This window comes from Aeromonas caviae, from assembly GCF_000819785.1.
Classification (GTDB): domain Bacteria; phylum Pseudomonadota; class Gammaproteobacteria; order Enterobacterales; family Aeromonadaceae; genus Aeromonas; species Aeromonas caviae.
The window spans coordinates 1-20,814 of the sequence record NZ_CDBK01000066.1; the positions used below are offsets into that span (position 1 = coordinate 1).

Here is a 20,814-nt window from a genome sequence, read left to right on the forward strand (position 1 = left end):
GGAACTGGGAGCGATTCACCAGTTGGTGAAGCAGCAGTACCCATAGAGAAAGTGGATAACGTTGCTCGGCCGGTTTACCAAAGCGATAGCCTATGAGGTAGAACCAGTTGTACGCGGACCATGTCTAGCTGGTCGGCAGTGGTGCGTGAAGATGAGAGATATTGCACAGGGTACACATGTCATGATCAGTGAGGCGTGGCTCTATGTGCGTTGATTTCGCTGATCATGACATTGATATGGTAATAAAGGTCAGATAGAGCCAGCTCCAGCTGAAGGCTTGCAAATATAGATACTGGGCTGCAAACCACTGAGCAGGGGATAGCGAGTATTGACTTGCTCACAGACGATTCTGGTCAGTGCGCGCGGTACCAGTGCAACAACACAGCCACCAAACCCGCCACCAGTCATCCTCACACCACCACGACTGCCGATGATCTCTTTTATCATGTCGACCAAGGCGTCGATAGCAGGCACTGTGATGGCAAAATCATCACGCATCGAGGCATGGGACAGCGCCATTAATTCGGCCATCATGACCATGTCTTCATTGGCAAGCGCATCGGCCGCTGCCAGCGTTCGTTCATTCTCGGAGATGACGTGGCGTGCACGGCTCGCGACGATAGGATCCAGTTCGTTGGCTCGCTCGGTGAACTGGGTCATCGTCAGGTCACGCAGTGCCTTGACCCCAAAATGCCGTGCGGCCTCTTCACACTGTGCCCTGCGGGTATTGTATTCGCTATCCACCAGGCCCCGGCGTACGTTCGAGTTGATGATGACCACATCAATGTCGGCTGGCATGCTCACAGGACGGGTATCCAGACTGCGGCAATCGATCAGCAGAGCATGATCTTGCTGACCCAGAGCAGAGATGAACTGATCCATGATGCCGCAGTTGCAACCGACGAACCTGTTTTCCGCCAGTTGTCCATTCAGGGCGATATCTGCTTGGCTGATGTCGAGGTGATTCATCTCTTTGAAGATCTGTCCTACTGCCACTTCCAGAGAGGCGGAAGAGCTCAGGCCTGCTCCCTGAGGTACATTGCCACTGATTACCAGGTCTGCCCCTGTCAGTTGACAGCCTCGCAATAGCAAATATTTGACGACGCCTCGCACATAGTTGGCCCACAGGTATTCCGGGCGTGCCTCTATGGGGTGGCGTAAGTCAAATTCATCCAGTTGGTTGTGATAGTCGGCAGCGATAACCCTGATCAGACTGTCTTGGCGGGGGGCAGCACTGATCACGGTCTGATAATCGATGGCGCAGGGTAGCACGAAACCATCGTTATAGTCCGTGTGCTCCCCAATGAGGTTAACACGCCCAGGTGCCTGAATGGCGAGGGTCGGGCGATAACCATAGTGGGTGTAAAAGGTATGTTCAGTCACGCTGTGTGGCGATTCAATACTCATGTCTCAACCTCAAACCTGTTCACGAAAATGGATATCGCTGACGGAACGCAGGCGTTCTGCCGCCTGTTCTGCCGTCAGGTCACGTTGTGTTTCTGCCAGCATTTCATAGCCCACCATAAACTTGCGTACGCTCGCAGAGCGCAGCAGGGGCGGGTAGAAGTGGGCATGCAACTGCCAGTGATCATTCTCTTCGCCATTGAATGGCGCACCATGCCATCCCATCGAATAGGGGAAGGAGCACTGAAACAGGTTGTCATAGCGGCTGGTCAGTTTTTTGAGCGCCAGTGCGAGGTCTGCACGCTGCTGCGGTGTCAGTGTCGGTAGACGTGTTACCGCAAACTTGGGAAGCAACAGGGTTTCGAAGGGCCAGGCAGCCCAGTAAGGCACTACTGCCAGCCAGTGTTCCGTTTCCACTACGGTGCGGCTGCCGTCAGCCTGCTCGCGTTTCGCATAATCGAGCAACATGGCTCGACCATGTTTGGCAAAATACTCCCGTTGGGCGTCATCTTCCCGCGCGGCTTCGTTGGGCAAGAAGTCGTTGGCCCATATCTGCCCATGGGGATGGGGATTGGAGCACCCCATCATGGTGCCCTTGTTTTCGAATACTTGGATCCAGCGGTATTCGCGCCCCAGCTCTGCAGTTTGTTCACACCAGGTGTTGACCACGGCAGTGAGGGAGGGGATAGACAACTCGGGCAAGGTCTTGCTGTGATCCGGTGAGAAGCAGATTACCCTGCTGGTGCCGCGTGCACTCTCTAGCTGGAAGAGGGGGTCCTCGCTGGTTGGGGCCATAGGTGTATCAACCATCAGTGCCGCAAAGTCGTTGGTAAAAACGAAGGTCGACGGATAATCCGGATTTTTGTCACCAGTGACGCGAGTATTGCCGGCGCAGAGGAAACAATCCGGATCATGAGGGGAGCGCTGGGTACGATCGGGTTCATCCTGCTGGCCCTGCCAAGGGCGTTTCGCCCTGTGGGGAGAAACGAGAACCCACTGTTGGATCAATGGGTTGTAACGACGGTGAGGGTGGTCGGTCGGTTCGAATTGCATAGTAAGGTCTGTCTCGTTCTGTATATTCATGGAAGGGGGTAACCGTTTGGATTTTGGGATTGCCAGCGCCAGGTATCAGCCGTCATCTCATCAAGCGTGCGATAAGCCTTCCACCCCAGCTCGTTATAGGCCCGTGTTGGATCTGCCCAACACTGTGCTATGTCCCCGGCGCGGCGCGGCACGATCTCATAAGGCAGTTCGCGGCCACAGGCCTTGGAGAAGGCGGCATGAATGTCCAGGACACTGTAGCCATGCCCAGTGCCCAGGTTGTACACATGGACGCCAGCTTGCCCAAGCGCATGTTTCAAGGCTGCGACGTGGCCATCGGCTAGATCCATGACATGAATGTAATCCCGCACACCGGTACCATCTGGTGTCGGGTAGTCATCACCAAAGATGGCGAGTTTGGCACGGCGGCCCACTGCCACCTGGGCAATATAGGGCATCAGGTTATTGGGAATGCCCTGGGGATCCTCGCCCATCAGGCCGCTGGGATGGGCGCCCACCGGATTGAAATAGCGCAACAGGGTCAATGACCAGTCGGGGGCTGAGTGTGCAAAGTCCTTGATGAGGCGCTCCACCATCAGCTTGCTTTGACCATAAGGATTGGTGGCGTGAAAGGTGGGCGACTCCTCGGTGATGGGCATGATCTCCGGCTCGCCATAGACGGTGGCAGATGAGCTGAACAGCAGGGTCTTGACCCCGGCGCGTCGCATTGCCTGCAGCAACACCAGGGTGCCGCTGACATTGTTGTCATAGTACTCGAGAGGCTTTTGTACCGATTCCCCTACGGCCTTGAGGCCTGCGAAATGGATCACGGCATCTATCTGCTGGTCTGCAAACACACGATCCAGCAGGTCGGCATCCCGCACATCACCGTGATAGTGCTGGGGGCGCAGTCCGCTGAGGCTGTGGATACGTTCGAGGACGCTCTCTTTGCTGTTAACCAGATTGTCCAACAAGATGGGGGTCATCCCGGCAGCGATAAGCTGCAAGCAGGTATGACTACCTATGTAACCAGTTCCACCTGTCACGAGTATCTTCAACATGATTCGCTCCTTGGTGCTCGTTTTTATTGGGTTTTATTTAGTGTAATCGCTTTCCCTTATTCTGCGCTTGTGAACAAGGTCCTGGAAGATGCATCTCCATTTGATGTGATTTTTGTCACATTTTTTACCGCGATGAGCATGAGGATGGATAAGGGTGTATGTAAGTGGATTACACAGCGAGACGCTCGTATTGATAGAATGCTCTCGCTTTTGATATGAAAGCCGTGTCAGGTATTGGAAATGTCGGTAGTATCTTGACCCAGTACAGCACTGGTTTTTATTTATACCGTTCACCGGAAAAGCTAATTCATGGCAACCATCAAAGATGTAGCACTCCTGTCAGGCGTATCTGTCGCCACCGTCTCACGCGTCATCAATCACTCGCCAAAGGCGAGTCAGGCGTCACGAGACGCAGTCTTCAAGGCGATGCATGAACTCAACTACCATCCCAACGCGAACGCGAGAGCATTGGCCCATCAGAACAATGACACCTTGGGATTGATCGTTGCTGATGTGTCTGATCCCTTCTTTGGCACCATGGTTAAAGCTGTCGAGCAAGTGGCACAAGCTACGGGGAATTTTCTGCTTATAGGAAATGGCTACCACGACGCAGCCAAAGAGAAGCATGTAATAGAGCAGTTGATAGGGCATCGCTGCTCTGGCCTGGTGGTTCATGCCAAAATGCTGCCAGATGAAGAGCTGATCCAGATGATGAGCTATGTTCCTGGAATGGTGCTTATCAACCGTATTGTTCCTGGATTCGAGTCCCGTTGTGTTGCGCTGGATGATCGCTATGGTTCCTGGCTGGCAACGCGTCACCTGATCCAGGAAGGGCACAAGAAGATAGGGTTTCTGTGTTCCAACCATCAAATCTCTGATTCGCAGGATCGCCTGCAGGGGTATCTGGATGCGCTGCAAGAGCACAATATCCCGGTCGATGAGCGCCTGATCTCCCGTGGCAGCCCGGATGAGCTGGGGGGGGAGGCAGCAATGACGGAGTTGCTGAGTCGGGGGCAACAGATGACAGCCGTCGTTTGCTATAACGACTCAATGGCGGCGGGGGCCTTGTCAGTGCTTAGTGATAACGGGATTGATGTACCTCAAGACCTCTCTTTGGTGGGTTTTGATGATGTCTTGATATCTCGCTACCTGCGCCCCCGTCTGACAACGGTGCGCTATCCCATCATTGCTATGGCCACTCAGGCTGCAGAGCTGGCCATTGCTTTGGCAAAGGGGGGGCCTTTGCCCCAGACGACGCATATGTTTAGCCCGACACTGGTTCGCCGTCACTCGGTTCGCACCATTGATTAGTCCAAGTGCTGGGCTTGTGGGCCTATAGCGATTACGGCAAGGTTACCAGCTCGGGCCTTGCCTTTTTAAAGTCTCATCTTCCTCTTTAATGCCTCAATGTCCTCCTCTTCAAAACCTCTGAACTAGACGCTCTGGCGAAACAAATAGCCTCCTGGTGCCCAGGAGATGCTTCCGCAAGAGAGGCTTCATGTTCTGCACATCACTTTCATCACCCTTAACGTCAACCATGCTTGAGAACTACTGCTCACTCCTCATGTAATCGATAACATCCCATCTGGTTTGTTTTATTTATTTAAAATCAATTATTTACATCATGGTATGTAATGACTGCCAGAAGGTTGTCTTATTTATTAGTGTAATTATTACAAATGTGTGAGTTTCGTCATGTCATTCACTACGATGTTGTTCTTATAATCCCTCTCGGATAGTGAAAGCGCTTTCCCTTTGGACTGGTAAGCGGTTTATCAGGATAACAATGCAACAGTGGAATAAAGGAATAACTATGAAAGTGAAGCTACTGACGACTTCCGTTGCCCTCGCTCTGTCAATGACAGCATTAAATGCTAATGCTGTTGATTTCACAGGGTATTTTCGCTCTGGCGTAGGTGTGTCCCAGGATGGTGATATGCAAACTGGTCGACAGAACGTTGTCGGCCGCCTGGGTAACGAAAACGATACCTATACCGAAATTGGTATTGGTCAGGAGGTTTACAACAAGGATGGCAAGACTTTCTACGTTGACAGCATGTTTAGCATGCAGAGCGATGGCTCTAATGACTATGAAAGTACCACCACAGTGTGTAACTTCGATCAAAAAGAGTGTAAGGACGATGCAACCTTTGCCCTGCGCCAATTCAATGTGAAGGCCAAGGGATTGCTCTCAGCCGCGCCCGATGCGGTGGTCTGGGCTGGCAAGCGCTTCTATCAGCGTCATGATCTCCACATCATCGATACCAAGTACTGGAATATCTCGGGAGCTGGCGCCGGTATTGAGAATCTCAAGGCCGGCCCAGGCGCCTTCTCACTGGCCTGGATCCGGTCCGATGGCAACGATATCGATAACTCGATTGTCAACAATGACCTCAACGTCAACTTCCTGGACCTGCGCTATGCCGGCTGGGCTCCCTGGGAAGGGGCTTGGACCGAAGCGGGCGTCAGCTATGCGATGCCTAATCCGACCGATGAACAGAAGAAGGTCGGTAATCTCTATGATCCCAAGAATGGTGTCATGCTGACGGCAGAGATGAGTCAATATTTTGCCGATAGCCGCATCTACGAGAAGTTGGTGCTGCAATATGCTGACAAAGGGTTGGCCCAGAACATGATCTCCCAGGGGGGGGGGTGGTATGATGTTTGGCATTTGACCGACGATGCCAAGGGATACCGTGTAATTTTGACGGGTGACATTCCCATGGGTGAGAATTTCAGTGTGAACCATGTCTTCACTTACGGTAAGGGTGAGAAACTTGAAGCATGGCATGACAACACCGAACTGTTCAGTGCCGTCGCGCGGGCCGGTTATGCGTGGACTGACATCATGAAGACGCTGGTTGAAGCCGGTACTTATGAAACTACCAAGACCTGGACAAGCGGTTCTGAAGAGAAATCGAGTGGCCAGAAATATACCTTGGCTCAAGCCTGGTCAGCTGGACCCAGCTTGTTTGCTCGCCCGGAGATCCGTGTGTTCGCCAGCTATTTGAAAGATGGCGAAGGCAAATCCTTCAACGGTGGTGAAGATGACCACACTTGGAACTTTGGTGTTCAGGCCGAAGCCTGGTGGTAAAAAACGATTCATCAATATCATGGGAGCCCAACCGGGCTCCTTTTTTAATGTCGTCTCGAAATGATTAGTCCGGACCTGCGTGAAATGATGGGGTTGGGGGGAGGTGAGCATGCCACTGAAGAACCATCAGGCAGTATGTTGAAAGGGGAGATCTCCTTTGAAAAAAAGAGGCGCAGCATTGTGGCTGCGCCTTTGCTTTAACGGATCAATTACTGCAACAGAAAAGCATCCAGTGCGTAGGTGGGTTTGCCACCATTGTCCATCAATCCCAGGCTGTAACCCTGCCAGTTCTTGTAACTCTGCGGTTCCCAATAAAGCACGCCGAGGCCCTTGTTGTTAGGGATCCACTTCATTTTGTTGAGTAGATCGGCGATGGTGTCATAGCTGTTTTTCGGGTCATCCCAAGGCATGCCAACCTCCACGATCATCACCTCTTTGTCATATCGACTCACCATATCGGATAGATTGTCATAGCAGAGGTTGTTGAGGGTAAACCAGTCACCGTTACCGCTCTGTGTTGGGTAGATGGAGGCACCAATTACATCCCACTTGGCGCCGTTGTTCTTGAGACCATCAAACATCCAGCGATAGAGAGTGTTGTTCTCACAGTTGGCCAAGTGGACGATCACCTTGGTACTACTGTTGACCGCCTTGACAGCGTCGTAGCCGCTGTTAATGAGCCAGGCAAAGTTCTTCATGTTGACCGAGGCGCGCCCCTCTTCCCAGAGCATGCCATTGTTGGTCTCGTTGCCTACTTGCACCCACTTGGGGGTAATTCCTGCGTTTTTCAGGGCAACGAGGGAATTGTAGGTGTGCCACCATACGTTCGACATTAGCTGATCAAAGGTGTAGCTCTGCCAGGCTGCAGGTTTGGTTTGCTTGCCAGGATCAGCCCAGCTGTCGCTGTAGTGGAAGTCAATCAGCAGATCGAAACCGGCCGCCTTGGCCCGCTTGGCCTTGGCGATGACGTCACTGATGTTGTTCCAGCCATCGGCAGGATTGACCCATACCCTGAGCCGGATGGTGTTCATACCGTGCTCTTTCAGGGTCTTGAACAGATCTTGCTGCTGGCCGGCGTCGTTATAGAACTTGTACCCGGCTTTCTCCATCTGGGTCAGCCAGCTGACGTCAGCTCCCTTGACCATGGCCTCTCCCTGGCCATGAAACAGCAGGGCGCCGCCAAGCAGCAGGGTGGTAAGCAGATGTCTCTTCATTGTTGTTATCTCCTGTCTGGATGTGTGTAGGGTGGCGACAGGGAGGCAGTCCCGCGCCGGGATGGCGTCGCCGTGCGGCGCCATCCCGGCGGAGGCTGGGGCCGCCTTGCGGCGGCCCTGGGATCACCCGGCGGGGGAGACGGTGACCTGGATGTGTTGGGGATCGCGGCGATCCAGGGTGATGCGATACTGGCCGTCGCTGGGCGGGGTGAACTTCATGTCGCTCCACTGCCAGCCGGCCTTGACTACCACCGGCTTGTCCGACTCGACCTTGGCGGCGGGGTCGAACTGGCCATAGGTGGTGTCGGCCTTCCACTTCTCATCGGCAATCTTGAACTTGTAGGCGCCGTGACTGGCCTGCAAGGCCACCTGGACCGACAGCAAGTCCCCTTGCTGGGTAACCAGTTGCTGGTCTGCCGGGGCCTCCCAGTTGTTCATCTCGCCGCGCAGGAACAGCGGGCGGGCCAGGGGATCCTCCTCGTTGGCCAGCGCGGGCTGGAGGCAGGCGATCAGGGTAGTCAGCAACAGTGTCTTCTTGAACATGGATGGTCCTCTCTGTGGTGTGTGATCAGGCGCTCTGCAGGGTGAAGCGGCGGGTCAGCGACAGTTGCTGCTGCGATAGCTGCTGCAACTGGTCGCTGGTCTGTGCCACCTTGGCCAGGGCGCCCTGGTTGTCGTCGGCAATCCGGGCGATGTTGGTAATGTTGCGGGCGATCTCGGCGCTGGTCTGCTGCTGCTGCAGGGTCGCGCTGGCGATACGGCTGCTCTGCTCGGCCACCTGCTGCAGCGCCTGGGATAGCTCGGCTAGGGTGGCGCAACCCGCGTCGCTGTCGGTGCGACTCTGGGCCATGGCGTCGTGGCAGCGCAGCATGGTGGCGACCGCACCGCGGGTGCTTTGCTGCAGATCGTCGATGATCCCCTGGATGCGGGTGGTGGAGTCTGCTGTGTGGTGCGCCAACTGACGCACCTCGTCGGCCACCACGGCAAAGCCACGCCCCTGTTCGCCGGCGCGGGCCGCCTCGATGGCGGCGTTGAGGGCCAGCAGATTGGTCTGCTCCGTGATGCGCTCGATCAGGGCGAGGATGTCACCGATGCTGACGCTCAATGTCTGCACCTGTTCCACGCTGCGGCGCGACTCCGCCAACTCGTCAGCCAGTTGCTGCAGCCGTTGACCGGTCGCCGCCCCACGCAGGCTGGCGGCGTGGGCCGCCGCGGCTATGTTGCCGAGGGTCTGCTCGGTCTGGCCTATGCTGCCGGCGACCTCGCGCACCGAGTAGTCCATCTCTTCCATGGCGCTGCAGACCCCTGTGGTTTCGTTGCGCTGCTCGCCGATGGCAAGTTGGGCGTGATGCTGGGCGTGCTGGTTCTGGCCGGCCATGCGGCCGAGGGCATCGGCGGCCTGAACTATCTGACCGAGCATGCCGCTCATCTCGTCGGCCAGGGCGTTGATGCCGGTCGCAAGCTGGCCGAACTCGTCGTTGCGCAGTAGCGGCACGCGTTGGCGCATGTCTCCCTGACTCAGGGCCTTGAGGGTGGTGAGGATGTGGTGCAGTGGCTGGCGGATGGCGCGCACCAGGTGCCACAGCACCAGGGCGCCGAGACCGAGGGAGAGCAACAGGCCGGCGCACAGCCCGAGGCGCAGCCAGAGCAGGATGGCGCCGCTGCCGGCGGTGCTGTGGCGAAGCTGAGCGTCGATCGCGGCGTCAAGCTCGCTCAGATCGCCTAGCAGGCTGTCGATAAGGCGGCTGGCCTGCACACTCTGGTTGCGCAACATGATGCTCTGTTCGACCAGCGCCAGGTGGCGTGCCGGCAGGCTCTCGGGGCCGGCCAGCAGGGTGGCGAGGGTATCGAACCTGGCACCCGTGCCGCGTTCCAGGCTCAGGGGCACGCCGAAGGCATCCTCCTGGCCGGCGAGCTGGCGTGCCAGCTCCTGGCGCAGTGCCGCGGCCTGTTCGCTGGCGCGTGCATTGGCAGCCAGACGTGCGGCAACGGGGGCCGGATCCTGCTGCTTGAGGATCTCCTGTGTGGCGCTGACCTGCTGTTCCAGGTTTGCCAGCAGGCGGCTCTTGAGCAGCACGGCGGGGTGGCTGCCCAGAGGGGCGAGCAGCACATCGAGGGCGCTGGCAAGCTGGCGCGCCGTTTCGCCAAGGCGGGTGTCGGCCGCCAGCTTGCTCTGTTCGAGGCGGTTGTGGGCATAGTCATCGACCAACTGCTGGGCCAGTTGCCAGTAGGCGGCCTGTTGCTCGCGCAGGCTCTCGACGCGCGCACTCTGTTGCGGCTCCCCCGCTATCTGTCGAGCCAAGGTGGCCAGATCCTGGTCGAAACGGGCCTGCCATTGCTGCATCTGCTCGCGGGCGGCGCCCAGCTCCTCCTCTCCGGTCTGCAACAATGCGTTGCCCAGATGTCGGTCGAGGGTGAAGAGATCGCGGGTCACGGCGCGGCTCTGCACCAGGGTCGGCGCGGTATGGCTGGCGAGCAGCCCCACCTGGTCGGCCAGCCGTTGGCCGGCGTAGAGAGAGAGGGCCACCGAGAGCAGCAGCAGCAACAGGATGACGGCAAAGCCCAGCGCCAGGCGCTGGATGATGGAAAGGTGACGAGTGCGCAAGTTCATGGTATCGATTACATATGGTGTTGAGTCAACCCAGCCTGATGACACAAGTGATAAGTCATATTTTATCAGTGCTTTACCTCGTTAAAAGATAAGGCCGCGATAAGGGAGGGCACCTGATTCTGATTTTTAGTGTAACGTTTTCATTATTTTGTGAATCTTTTACACTCTTTCTCGGCACCCTTGTACGGGATTTGTCCAGGGTTGCGAGCCCGCTCTCATTTTGTGTCCCGCGCCCGGGGATAAAAAAAAGCCCCCGACTGGCGGGGGCAAAATGGATCGGGGCATGCAGTAGCCGCGTTCAGCGGCTGATCCTGAGCCCTTCGGCATTGAACACAAGGCAATTTTGCGGGGCAAAGAAGACATCCATCTTCTGGTACGGATGAAACTCCCCATCCCCTGCCAGCAGCAGCTTGAAGCCGTCGGTGCCGCAGCACTGACCGAACAGGTAGGTGCTGTTGCCAAGACGTTCCACCACCTCGCAGGTAAAGGCGAGGTGGATTCCCTCTGCGCCCGGCACCACATGCTCGGGACGCAGGCCAAGGGAGATCTCGCTGCCCGGCTCGAGTCGCTCGGTGAGGATGGGCAGGGTGAGCTCCTGCTGGCCGGCTACCTTGACCCGGATCTGCTCCGGGCTCCAGGCCAGTACGCGGGCCGGCAGGAAGTTCATCTTGGGTGAGCCGATAAAACCGGCCACGAAGCGGTTGCAGGGTTTGTAGTAGAGCTCCATCGGCGAGCCGACCTGTTCCACCTTGCCATAGTTCATCACCACTATCTTGTCGGCCAGGGTCATGGCCTCCACCTGATCGTGGGTCACGTAGATCATGGTGGTCTTGAGTTCCTGATGCAGCTTGGCGATGTGCAGGCGCATCTCGACACGCAGCTCGGCATCGAGGTTGGAGAGTGGCTCGTCAAACAGGAACACCTTGGGGTTGCGCACGATGGCACGGCCGATGGCTACCCGCTGGCGCTGGCCGCCGGAGAGCTGCTTGGGCTTGCGATCGAGCAGGTGGGAGAGCTGCAGCGTCTTGGCCACCATGCTGACCTGGTGGGTTATCTCCTCTTTCGGCACGCCATTGACCCGCAGGCCATAGCCCATGTTCTCGGCCACCGTCATGTGGGGATAGAGGGCATAGGACTGGAACACCATGGCCACCCCGCGATGAGCCGGGGCTACATCGTTGACCACCTGCTCATCAATCGCAATGTGGCCGTCCGAAATCTCTTCCAGACCGGCGATCATGCGCAGCAGAGTGGATTTACCACAACCGGAAGGACCGACAAAGACGGTGAACTCACCATCTTCTACATCCAGATTCACATTATGTAGGGTCACATTGCTGCCAAAACGCTTGATCACATTGTTCAGCCTGATACTCGCCATGAGCTTTAACTCCTTGATAATAAATGCCTTAGCTGCAAATGCTGGGGACAGTCATGCCCCTGCTGCGGCTTCTTTGCCCTGGGAGGGAGAAGGCGTTTCACACCGTTTCACTCTGTGGCTTTGGGAGGACTATATCAGTCAGGTGTAAGCGGTTGCACAAAATGCTGTTTCTTTTGTGCATGAGATCACAGCCTTGGTACGTGCTACTGGCAGGCTGGGCAAGCACCGCTTACCGTAGAGCCATTCGGTGTAATCGTTACCTTTTTTGCTGTTCCAGTGCACTCGAAGAGCTGTGTAAAGCAAAAATCAAGTGATAGAGCGTATTGCTCCGGATCTGATGTATGGGATTAAACCATTTATTTTTCATTGCATTAGGTGGTAGTGAGGTTGTGTCATAGAGGCCAGACCAGTCCGGCGTGTAATGTGGTTGTGCTTTGTTTTACACCCGAATTGGTAACAAGCTTCAGAAGTTACACCGACTGGATGGAATCGTAACACTCACTTTGCCTACGTGGTCTGAGAAGACCTGCTTTTACCTGAGTTAGGGACAAGGAAATCATATGAAAATCAACAAATTGACTGCTGCAATGTTGTTGTCTTTGGGCGTTATGGGGTTGGGCCAGGTAGCCCGTGCCGCTGACGGTGAACTTCTGGTGTGGGAAGACATCAAGAAATCAAACGGCATTGAGGAGGCTGTCAAAGCGTTCGAAGCCAAGCACAACGTCAAGGTGAAGATCCTCGAAACTCCCTATGCCCAGCAGATCGAGAAGCTGCGCCTGGATGGCCCGGCCGGTATCGGTCCGGATGTGCTGGTACTGCCGCATGATCAGGTTGGTACTGCCGTGGTGCAGGGGCTGATCAGCGAGATCAAGCCGGGGGCCGACTATCTGGCTGGTTTCACCAAACCTGCGGTGGATGCCCAGACTTATGAAGGCAAGCTCTATGGCCTGCCCAAGGCGGTGGAGACCATCGTCATGGTTTACAACAAGGACCTGTTACCCAAGGCTCCCGAGAGCTTTGACGAGCTGATCAAGGCTTCACAGACCCTGCGCGGGGAGAACAAATACGGCCTGCTCGCTAAGTTTGACGAGATTTATTACTCCTACGGTGTAGTCGCAGCCATGGGGGGTTATATCTTCGGCCAGAACCCCAATGGTTCGCTCAACGTCAAGGACGTGGGCCTGGCCAACCAGGGCTCGGTCGATGCAGTGAGTTTCCTCAAGCGTTTCTACAGTGAAGGACTTTTCCCGGCCGGTATCGTGGGTGAGACCGGTGCCAACGCCATCGATTCCCTGTTCACCGAGAAGAAGGCTGCTGCCGTCATTACTGGACCCTGGTCGTTCCAGCCCTACAAGGATGCGGGGGTGAACTACGGTGTCGCACCGCTGCCGACATTGCCCAATGGCGAGCATATGCGCTCCTTCCTCGGCGTGAAAGGGTACAGCATCTCTACCTATTCCAAGCAGAAAGAGTTGGCGCAGCAGTTCATCGAGTTCATCAACCAGCCTGAGTACGCCAAAGTCCGCTTCGAGAAGACCGGCGAGATCCCGCCGCTCAAGGCGCTGATTGACGATCCGCTCATCAAAGATGACGAGAAATCCCGTGCCGTGGCCATTCAGGCCGGTTTCGCCACTCCGATGCCGAGCGTGCCCGAGATGCAAGAGGTGTGGACCCCTGCCAACAGTGCACTGCAGCTTGGCGTGACTGGCAAGCAGGATGTGAAGGCGGCACTGGAAGGTGCAGTCAAGAACATCAACATGCAGATCGAAGTCAACCACGCGCAGCAATAACACAAGTTGGGCGCAGGCCCAATTCGGGCCGGGCGGCATTCGTGGCCGCCCGGGCTCTTAATGGAAAGGAGGTACATTGTGGTTGTCGATTCCGGATCGCTTACCCAGATCGGTACAAGAACCCATCATGCCAAGGTGGCCGCCCTGCTCTCGCTGATCCCGGGACTCGGTCAATGGTATAACCGGCAATGGGTCAAGGGCACCCTGTTTTTCACCGTCATGGCCTGCTTCTTCGGCGTATTCCATGATTTTCTATCTCAAGGGTTCTGGGGGCTGTTTACCCTCGGCACCGAGTTGCCCCGGGACAACTCCGTCTTCCTCCTGGCCAAGGGGGTTATCAGCGTACTGGTGGCCATCTTTGGTTGCGCCATCTACTACTGGAGCGTCCGCGACGCCTATGTTAACGGCGATCGCCGGGATCGTGGCGTAGCGCTGACCAGTGTGCGCAAGCAATACCAGTTGCTGCTGAGCGAAGGGTTCCCGTATCTGATGATCACCCCGGGCTTCATCCTGCTGGTGTTCGTGGTGGTGTTCCCCATCATCTTTGGTTTCTCCATCGCCTTCACCAACTACGATCTCTACCACACGCCGCCGGCCAAGCTGGTGGACTGGGTGGGGATGAAGAACTTCATCAACATCTTCAAGCTCGATCTGTGGCGTTCGACCTTGCTCGACGTGCTGCAGTGGACCGTGATCTGGACGCTGATCGCCACCACGTTGCAATGCTCGGTCGGGGTGCTGCTGGCGATCCTGGTCAATCAGAAGGATCTGCGCTTCAAGCCGCTCATCCGCACCATCCTGATCCTGCCGTGGGCAGTGCCCGGTTTTGTCACCATTCTGGTGTTCGCCGGCATGTTCAACGAGACCTTTGGCGTCATCAACAACGGTATTCTGGCTTCTCTGGGTATCGACCCCAAGGCATGGATGACAGATCCCTTCTGGACCAAGACGGCCCTCATCCTGATGCAGACCTGGCTTGGCTTCCCCTTCGTCTTCGCCATGACCACTGGGGTGTTGCAGGCTATCCCGGATGATCTCTACGAGGCGGCCACCATTGACGGTGCCAGCACATGGCACAAGCTGACCACCATTACGCTGCCCCTGGTGCTGTATTCGATCGCTCCGATCCTCATCACCCAGTACACCTTCAACTTCAACAACTTCAACATCATTTACCTGTTCAACAACGGGGGACCTGCGGTGGCTGGTTCCAATGCCGGCGGCACCGACATCCTGGTCTCCTGGATCTACAAGCTGACCATGTCGTCATCCCAGTATGCGATTGCAGCGAGCATCACCATTCTGCTCTCCATCTTCGTGGTCGGCATTGCCCTGTGGCAGTTCCGTGCGACCAATTCGTTCAAGCAAGACGACATGGTGTAAGGAGATCCAGCCATGAGTGCCAAACACAGTCTGAAAAAGAGTAATGCCATCCGCCTGACCCTAAGCTATTTGCTGCTGGCTATGGTTGCGGTGATCATCATCTATCCCCTGATCTGGACGGTTGGAGCCTCTCTCAATCCGGGCAGCAGCCTGCTCAACACTTCGATCATCCCGGAAAACTTCTCCTTTATTCATTACCAGGAGCTGTTTGACGGGCGCATCGACTACGCCGCCTGGTACTGGAACTCGATGAAGATCAGTTTCCTGACCATGGTGTTGACCCTCATCAGCGTCAGCTTCACTGCCTATGCCTTCTCGCGCTTTCGTTTCCGTGGGCGGCAAAATGGCCTGATGTTGTTCCTGTTGTTGCAGATGGTGCCCCAGTTCTCGGCCCTCATCGCCATCTTCGTGTTGGCCCAGATGCTGGGTCTGGTCAACAGCCACCTGGCGCTGGTGCTGGTCTATGTGGGCGGCATGATCCCGATGAACACCTATCTGATGAAGGGTTATCTGGACGCCATCCCCAAGGATCTTGACGAGTCGGCGCGCATGGACGGGGCGGGCAACTTCCGCATCTTCATCGAGATCATCATGCCGCTCTCCAAGCCCATCATTGCGGTGGTTGCACTGTTCTCCTTCACCGGCCCGCTTGGCGACTTCATCCTGGCCAGCACCATATTGCGCACCCCGGATCAGTTCACCCTGCCCATTGGTCTCTACAACCTGGTCGCCCAGAAGATGGGGGCCAGCTACACCACCTATGCGGCGGGAGCTGTGCTCATCGCGGTGCCGGTGGCCATCTTGTACCTCTCCTTGCAGAAGTACTTCGTTTCCGGTCTTACCGCAGGTGGGACCAAAGGTTAATCCGTTAAACAGGACGTTCGACATGAAAATCAAGAAGACGCTGGTGATGGCGGCGCTGCTCGCCACCGGCATGTTGGGTATGCATGCCCCCGCCGTGGCTGCCGAAAATGTGGTGGTGCAACCAGTTGTGGTACCGCAGGAGTTCATCAAGGGGGCTGATGTCTCCATGTTGGCCGAAGTAGAGAAATTTGGTGGCAAGTTCTTTGATGCCAGTGGCAAGCAACAGGACGCCATGGCAATCCTCAAGGAGAACGGCTTTAACTACATTCGCCTGCGACTGTGGGTAGACCCCAAGGATGCGGACGGCAAGCCTTACGGCGGTGGTAACAACGATCTGGCTGCAACGATAGCGCTTGCCAAGCGTGCCAAGGCCCTTGGTATGAAGTTCCTGCTCGATTTCCACTACAGCGATTTCTGGACGGATCCGGGCCGCCAGAACAAGCCCAAGGCGTGGCGTACGATGTCAGTCGAGCAGTTGGCGGATGCCGTTTACGCCCATACCAAGGAAAGCATGGATGCCCTTGCAAAGGCCGGTGTGATGCCTGACATGGTGCAGGTCGGCAACGAGATCAACGGTGGCATGTTATGGCCAGAGGGCAAGAGCTGGGGGCAAAACGGTGGGGAGTTTGATCGCCTGGCCACACTGCTCAAGGCTGGTGTACGTGCTGTGAAAGAGCACGGCAAAGATATCAAGGTGATGCTGCATCTGGCTGAGGGCACCAAAAACGACACCTTCGTCTGGTGGTTTGATGAAGTCGCCAAGCGCGAGGTGCCCTTCGATATCATCGGACTCTCCTTCTACACCTACTGGAACGGCCCCATCAGTGCCCTCAAGGCCAACATGGATGACATCAGTAAGCGCTATGGCAAGGATGTGATCGTGGTCGAGGCCGCCTACGGCTACACCACGGAGAACTGCGACAACGCCGAGAACAACTTCACTGCCAAGGAGGCGAGCGACGGTGGTTACCCGGCCAGCGTACAGGGGCAGGCCGACTTCCTGCGCGATCTGATCAAGAGCGTGGTGGCGGTACCGGACGGGCGTGGCAAGGGAGTCTTCTACTGGGAGCCAGCGTGGCTGCCAACCCCTGGTGCCACTTGGGCCACCAAGGCTGGGATGAAGTACAACAACGACGACTGGAAAGAGGGCAATGCCCGGGAGAACCAGGCGCTGTTTGACTGCTCCGGCCATGTGCTCCCCTCGATCAAGGTATTCAACTGACCCAGTTTCAACCGATAGGGCGACCGGCCATGGCCGGCGCCCCCTCGTTTTAGGAGATGTGTGATGTTCAAGTTTCCCCCGCTCAGTGAACGGGTGCCCGCTCTGCTGCATGGTGCTGATTACAACCCGGATCAGTGGCTGGATGATCCCCAGGTGTTCGAGCGCGATCTCGAGATGATGAAGCAGACCCGCTGCAACGTGATGTCGGTCGGCATCTTCAGTTGGTCTTCCCTGGAGCCACAAGAGGGGCGCTATGAATTCGGCTGGCTCGATACGGTGCTCGATCGCTTGCACGAAAACGGTGTGTCAGTTTTCCTCGCCACACCAAGTGGTGCTCGCCCGGCTTGGCTTTCCCAGCGTTATCCCGAGGTGCTGCGGGTCAGCAAGGAACGTGTGAAGGCACTGCACGGTGGCCGTCACAATCACTGTATGAGTTCGCCTGTCTATCGTGACAAGGTGCGCGCTATCAACGGTGCCCTGGCTGAACGCTACGGCCATCATCCAGGTGTCATCGCCTGGCACATCTCCAACGAGTACGGCGGCGAGTGCCACTGCGAGCTATGTCAGGAGCGCTTTCGTGACTGGCTCAAGGCTCGTTATGGCAGCATAGAAGCGCTCAATCACGCCTGGTGGAGCAGCTTCTGGAGCCATACCTACACCGACTGGTCACAGATCGAATCCCCGTCTCCCATCGGCGAGAGCTCGATCCACGGCCTAAACCTCGATTGGAAGCGTTTCAATACCGCCCAGGTGAGCGATTTCTGTGCCGAGGAGATCAAGCCCTTGAAGGCGGCCAACCCGAGCCTGCCGGCTACCACCAACTTCATGGAGTACTTCTACGACTATGACTACTGGCAGTTGGCCAAGGAGATCGATTTCATCTCCTGGGACAGCTACCCCCTCTGGCACAACAGTGGCGATGACTCGACCCTGGCGGCGTACACCGCCATGTATCACGACCTGATGCGCACTCTCAAGGGAGGCAAACCTTTCTTCCTGATGGAGTCGACCCCGAGCCTGACCAACTGGCAGCCCATCAGCAAGCTCAAGAAGCCGGGAATGCATATCCTCTCCTCCTTGCAGGCGGTAGCCCACGGCTCCGACTCGGTGCAGTACTTCCAGTGGCGCAAGAGTCGTGGTTCGGTCGAGAAGTTCCACGGCGCCGTGGTCGATCACGTTGGTCACATCGATACCCGGGTGGGCCGCGAGGTGCAGGCGCTAGGCGAGATCCTGGCCAAGTTGCAAGAGGTCGCTGGCAGCCGCGTCGAGGCCAAAGTGGCCATCATTTTCGACTGGGAGAGCCGTTGGGCCATGGACAATGCCCAGGGGCCGCGCAATGCCGGCCTCTTCTACGAGAAGACGGTAGCCGAGCACTACCGCCCATTCTGGGAGGCAGGGGTGGCGGTGGATGTCATCAATGCCGACTGCGCGCTGGATGGCTATGACCTGGTTATCGCCCCAATGCTCTACATGGTGCGCGATGGCTTTGCCGAACGGGTTGACGCCTTTGTCAAACGAGGTGGGCAGTTTGTTACCACTTACTGGAGCGGCATCGTCAACGAGACCGATCTCTGTCACCTGGGGGGATTCCCAGGGCCGCTGCGCCCGGTCCTTGGGATCTGGGCAGAGGAGATAGACGGTCTCTATGACGAGGAACGTAACGCCGTCTCGGGTCTTGCTGGCAACGAAGCCGGACTCTGCGGCCCTTACGAAGTCACTCACCTTTGCGATCTCATCCACCTGGAAGGCGCGAGGGCCCTGGCCAGCTATGACGGTGACTTTTATGCCGGACGTCCGGCGGTGACGGTCAACGAGCACGGGACAGGTCGCGCCTATTATGTCGCCTCGCGAAATGATCTGGCGTTCCAACGCGACTTCTTTGGCCATCTCATCGAGACCCTGGCCCTGCCGCGTGCTTTGCCAGCCTTGCCGGAGGGGGTCACAGCTCAGTGTCGCAGCGATGGTGAGCAGGAGTTCGTGTTCGTGCAAAACTTCGCCAACGCCGAGCGCCTGGTCACTCTGCCGGGTGGTCACAGTGACATGGTGAGCGGTGAGGCGCTGAGCGATTCGCTGGTGCTGCCTCCATTCGGCTGCCGAGTGCTGCGTCGCGCCCGTTGATTGCGGGGCGGAGCCAGTGGCTTCGCCCTCTTTTTTTATGTTTAGGAGATTCAAATGGTCAAGATGCAGGACTTCAAGCGGCTGTTCGCCGCCGCCCTCGGCCACAAGGAGGAAAAATCGACCGAGGCGCCGCTCTCCGGGCTGGACGAGGCGGCCATCACCGCGCTCATCGCTGCCTTTGGTGGGCACGACAACATAGTGAGCTTTGACGCCTGCCTGACCCGGCTGCGGGTCAAGGTCAATGCCTTGCAGCAGGTCGACAGCGAGGCGCTGCAAGGTCTCGGTGCCATCGGCGTCATCATCATCGGTGACGAGGTGCAGGCCATCTTCGGCAAGCGCTCGGACAACCTGCGCCGCGAGCTCGGTCAGTGGTTCGAGCTGCACGAGCCGGAGCAACACTAGCATGTACCTCCCGCTGAGCTGGCCACTGTTGGTCATGCTGGGAGCGATCAGTGCAGGGGCTGGAGCCGCTCCTCACAACCTGGCCATCCGAGGGGCGGATGTCTCCACCTTGGCCGAACTCGAGCGCCTGGGCGTTCACTATCAGGACGAGACGCGACAGGGGGATTTGCTAACCCTGATGCGCGAGCGTGGCCTCAACCTGGTGCGCCTGCGGCTGTGGGTCGATCCCCGCTCGGCCAAGGGGGAACCCTTTGGTGGTGGCAACAATGATCTGGAAAAGGTGATTACACTGGCGCAGCGAAGCCGGTCCCTCAACCTGCCCTGGTTGCTCGATCTTCATTACAGCGACTTCTGGGCCGATCCGGGCAAGCAGTACACGCCACGGACCTGGCGAGGCAAGTCGGAAGCAGAACTGGCTGCGATGTTGCACGATTACAGCGCCGCCGTGATGCAGCGCCTGCGCGAGGCTGGGGTGCCGCCGCAAATGGTACAGGTCGGCAACGAACTCAATAACGGCATGCTGTGGCCGCTGGGGCAACTACACCGACAGGAAGAAGAGGAGGGGTTCGATCGACTGGCCCAGCTGCTCAAGGCGGCCATCGCCGGGATCCGCGCTGGCAGCGAGGGGGGGATCACCCCACGACTGATGCTGCATCTTGCTGAAGGAGGGGATGAGGCTCAGTGCCTGCGCTGGTTCAAGGCGATGCAGGCGCGCGATGTGCCGTTCGATCTGGTGGGTCTCTCCTTCTACCCCTATTGGCACGGATCCTTGGGTGACCTCTCGCGCACCATGAACAGCCTTGCCACCCAAATCAGACTCCCGCTGCTGGTGGTTGAGACCGCCTATGGGCACGACACCGTCAACCAGGACGCTGTTCGCAACGCCTTCGGTGAGCAGGAGGCCGTGCGCGGCGGGTTTGCTGCGACGCCCGAGGGGCAACTGGCGTTTCTCGATGCCTTGCGTGCCGCTATTGGCGCAGTGCCGGATCGGCTCGGGCTCGGGTTTGTCTACTGGGAGCCGGGCTGGATCCGGGTCACCGGTGACAGCTGGGCCAGTCAGGCTGGCATGGCGTTCCTCGGGATAGACGAACCCCTCGGTAATGGTTGGGAGAACCAGGCCCTGTTTGATCGGGAGGGCAGAGGACTGCCGGCGTTGGCCGCCTTTGCCCCGACCCGCTGACTATTTCACATTGAAGAGATGACAACAGCACCATGAAGACTGACATGAA

Annotated in this window: 16 protein-coding genes; 9 read left to right on the forward strand and 7 right to left on the reverse strand. The window is 57.2% G+C overall.

The window, feature by feature from the left end; all coding sequences use genetic code 11:
• Positions 1–249 precede the first annotated feature (249 nt).
• From galK to galE, 3 genes are read right to left on the reverse strand one after another with little or no spacing between them, the layout of a single operon-like run.
• Positions 250–1,407 carry a galactokinase gene (gene galK / locus BN1120_RS10300; RefSeq protein ID WP_042016002.1) on the reverse strand — a complete coding sequence of 386 codons (1,158 nt, stop codon included), beginning with the start codon at positions 1,405–1,407 and terminating at the stop codon, positions 250–252.
• Between the two features lie 9 nt (positions 1,408–1,416).
• A complete protein-coding gene (galT, locus tag BN1120_RS10305; RefSeq protein WP_042016008.1) occupies positions 1,417–2,457 on the reverse strand; it encodes a galactose-1-phosphate uridylyltransferase in 1,041 nt (346 codons plus the stop codon).
• A 26-nt stretch (positions 2,458–2,483) separates the two neighbouring features.
• Entirely contained in the window at positions 2,484–3,503 is a 1,020-nt protein-coding gene (gene galE / locus BN1120_RS10310; protein ID WP_041215920.1) for a UDP-glucose 4-epimerase GalE, read from the reverse strand.
• A 312-nt stretch (positions 3,504–3,815) separates the two neighbouring features.
• On the opposite strand from galE, the gene galR reads away from it, so the two are divergent.
• Both galR and BN1120_RS10320 read left to right on the forward strand, forming a co-directional pair.
• Positions 3,816–4,817, forward strand: coding sequence for an HTH-type transcriptional regulator GalR (galR, locus tag BN1120_RS10315; RefSeq protein ID WP_041212951.1), 1,002 nt, complete (start codon positions 3,816–3,818; stop codon positions 4,815–4,817).
• Between the two features lie 496 nt (positions 4,818–5,313).
• On the forward strand, positions 5,314–6,600 hold the full coding sequence (locus BN1120_RS10320; RefSeq protein WP_080767987.1) for a maltoporin: 1,287 nt from the start codon (positions 5,314–5,316) through the stop codon (positions 6,598–6,600).
• 209 nt (positions 6,601–6,809) lie between these two features.
• On the opposite strand, the gene BN1120_RS10325 is transcribed toward BN1120_RS10320, so the two are convergent.
• The 4 genes from BN1120_RS10325 to BN1120_RS10340 all read right to left on the reverse strand — a co-directional run bounded on the left by BN1120_RS10325 (position 6,810) and on the right by BN1120_RS10340 (position 11,806).
• Positions 6,810–7,814: a glycoside hydrolase family 53 protein gene (locus BN1120_RS10325; RefSeq protein ID WP_041215315.1), complete on the reverse strand. Its 1,005-nt coding sequence runs from the start codon at positions 7,812–7,814 to the stop codon at positions 6,810–6,812.
• Between the two features lie 123 nt (positions 7,815–7,937).
• Positions 7,938–8,357: an early set domain-containing protein gene (locus BN1120_RS10330; RefSeq protein WP_041212954.1), complete on the reverse strand. Its 420-nt coding sequence runs from the start codon at positions 8,355–8,357 to the stop codon at positions 7,938–7,940.
• 25 nt (positions 8,358–8,382) lie between these two features.
• The gene (locus BN1120_RS10335; protein ID WP_042016005.1) at positions 8,383–10,425 is read right to left on the reverse strand and encodes a methyl-accepting chemotaxis protein; all 2,043 of its coding nucleotides are present in this window, start codon (positions 10,423–10,425) and stop codon (positions 8,383–8,385) included.
• A gap of 298 nt (positions 10,426–10,723) precedes the next feature.
• Entirely contained in the window at positions 10,724–11,806 is a 1,083-nt protein-coding gene (locus BN1120_RS10340) for an ABC transporter ATP-binding protein (protein ID WP_041212956.1), read from the reverse strand.
• Positions 11,807–12,366: 560 nt separating this feature from the next.
• Here BN1120_RS10340 and BN1120_RS10345 point away from each other — a divergent pair.
• From BN1120_RS10345 to BN1120_RS10375, 7 genes are all read left to right on the forward strand, one after another.
• Positions 12,367–13,596, forward strand: a complete 1,230-nt coding sequence (locus BN1120_RS10345; RefSeq protein WP_041212957.1) for an extracellular solute-binding protein — start codon at positions 12,367–12,369, stop codon at positions 13,594–13,596.
• A 78-nt stretch (positions 13,597–13,674) separates the two neighbouring features.
• On the forward strand, positions 13,675–14,979 hold the full coding sequence (locus BN1120_RS10350; protein WP_041212958.1) for a carbohydrate ABC transporter permease: 1,305 nt from the start codon (positions 13,675–13,677) through the stop codon (positions 14,977–14,979).
• 12 nt (positions 14,980–14,991) lie between these two features.
• A complete protein-coding gene (locus tag BN1120_RS10355; RefSeq protein ID WP_041212959.1) occupies positions 14,992–15,843 on the forward strand; it encodes a sugar ABC transporter permease in 852 nt (283 codons plus the stop codon).
• A gap of 22 nt (positions 15,844–15,865) precedes the next feature.
• Entirely contained in the window at positions 15,866–17,065 is a 1,200-nt protein-coding gene (locus BN1120_RS10360; protein ID WP_041212960.1) for a glycoside hydrolase family 53 protein, read from the forward strand.
• A gap of 63 nt (positions 17,066–17,128) precedes the next feature.
• On the forward strand, positions 17,129–19,183 hold the full coding sequence (locus BN1120_RS10365) for a beta-galactosidase (RefSeq protein WP_042016006.1): 2,055 nt from the start codon (positions 17,129–17,131) through the stop codon (positions 19,181–19,183).
• Positions 19,184–19,237: 54 nt separating this feature from the next.
• Positions 19,238–19,585, forward strand: a complete 348-nt coding sequence (locus tag BN1120_RS10370; RefSeq protein ID WP_041211339.1) for a glucose PTS transporter subunit EIIB — start codon at positions 19,238–19,240, stop codon at positions 19,583–19,585.
• Position 19,586: 1 nt separating this feature from the next.
• Complete coding sequence (locus BN1120_RS10375; protein WP_042016007.1) at positions 19,587–20,765, forward strand: glycoside hydrolase family 53 protein; 1,179 nt, start codon at positions 19,587–19,589, stop codon at positions 20,763–20,765.
• The last annotated feature ends 49 nt before the right edge of the window (positions 20,766–20,814 follow it).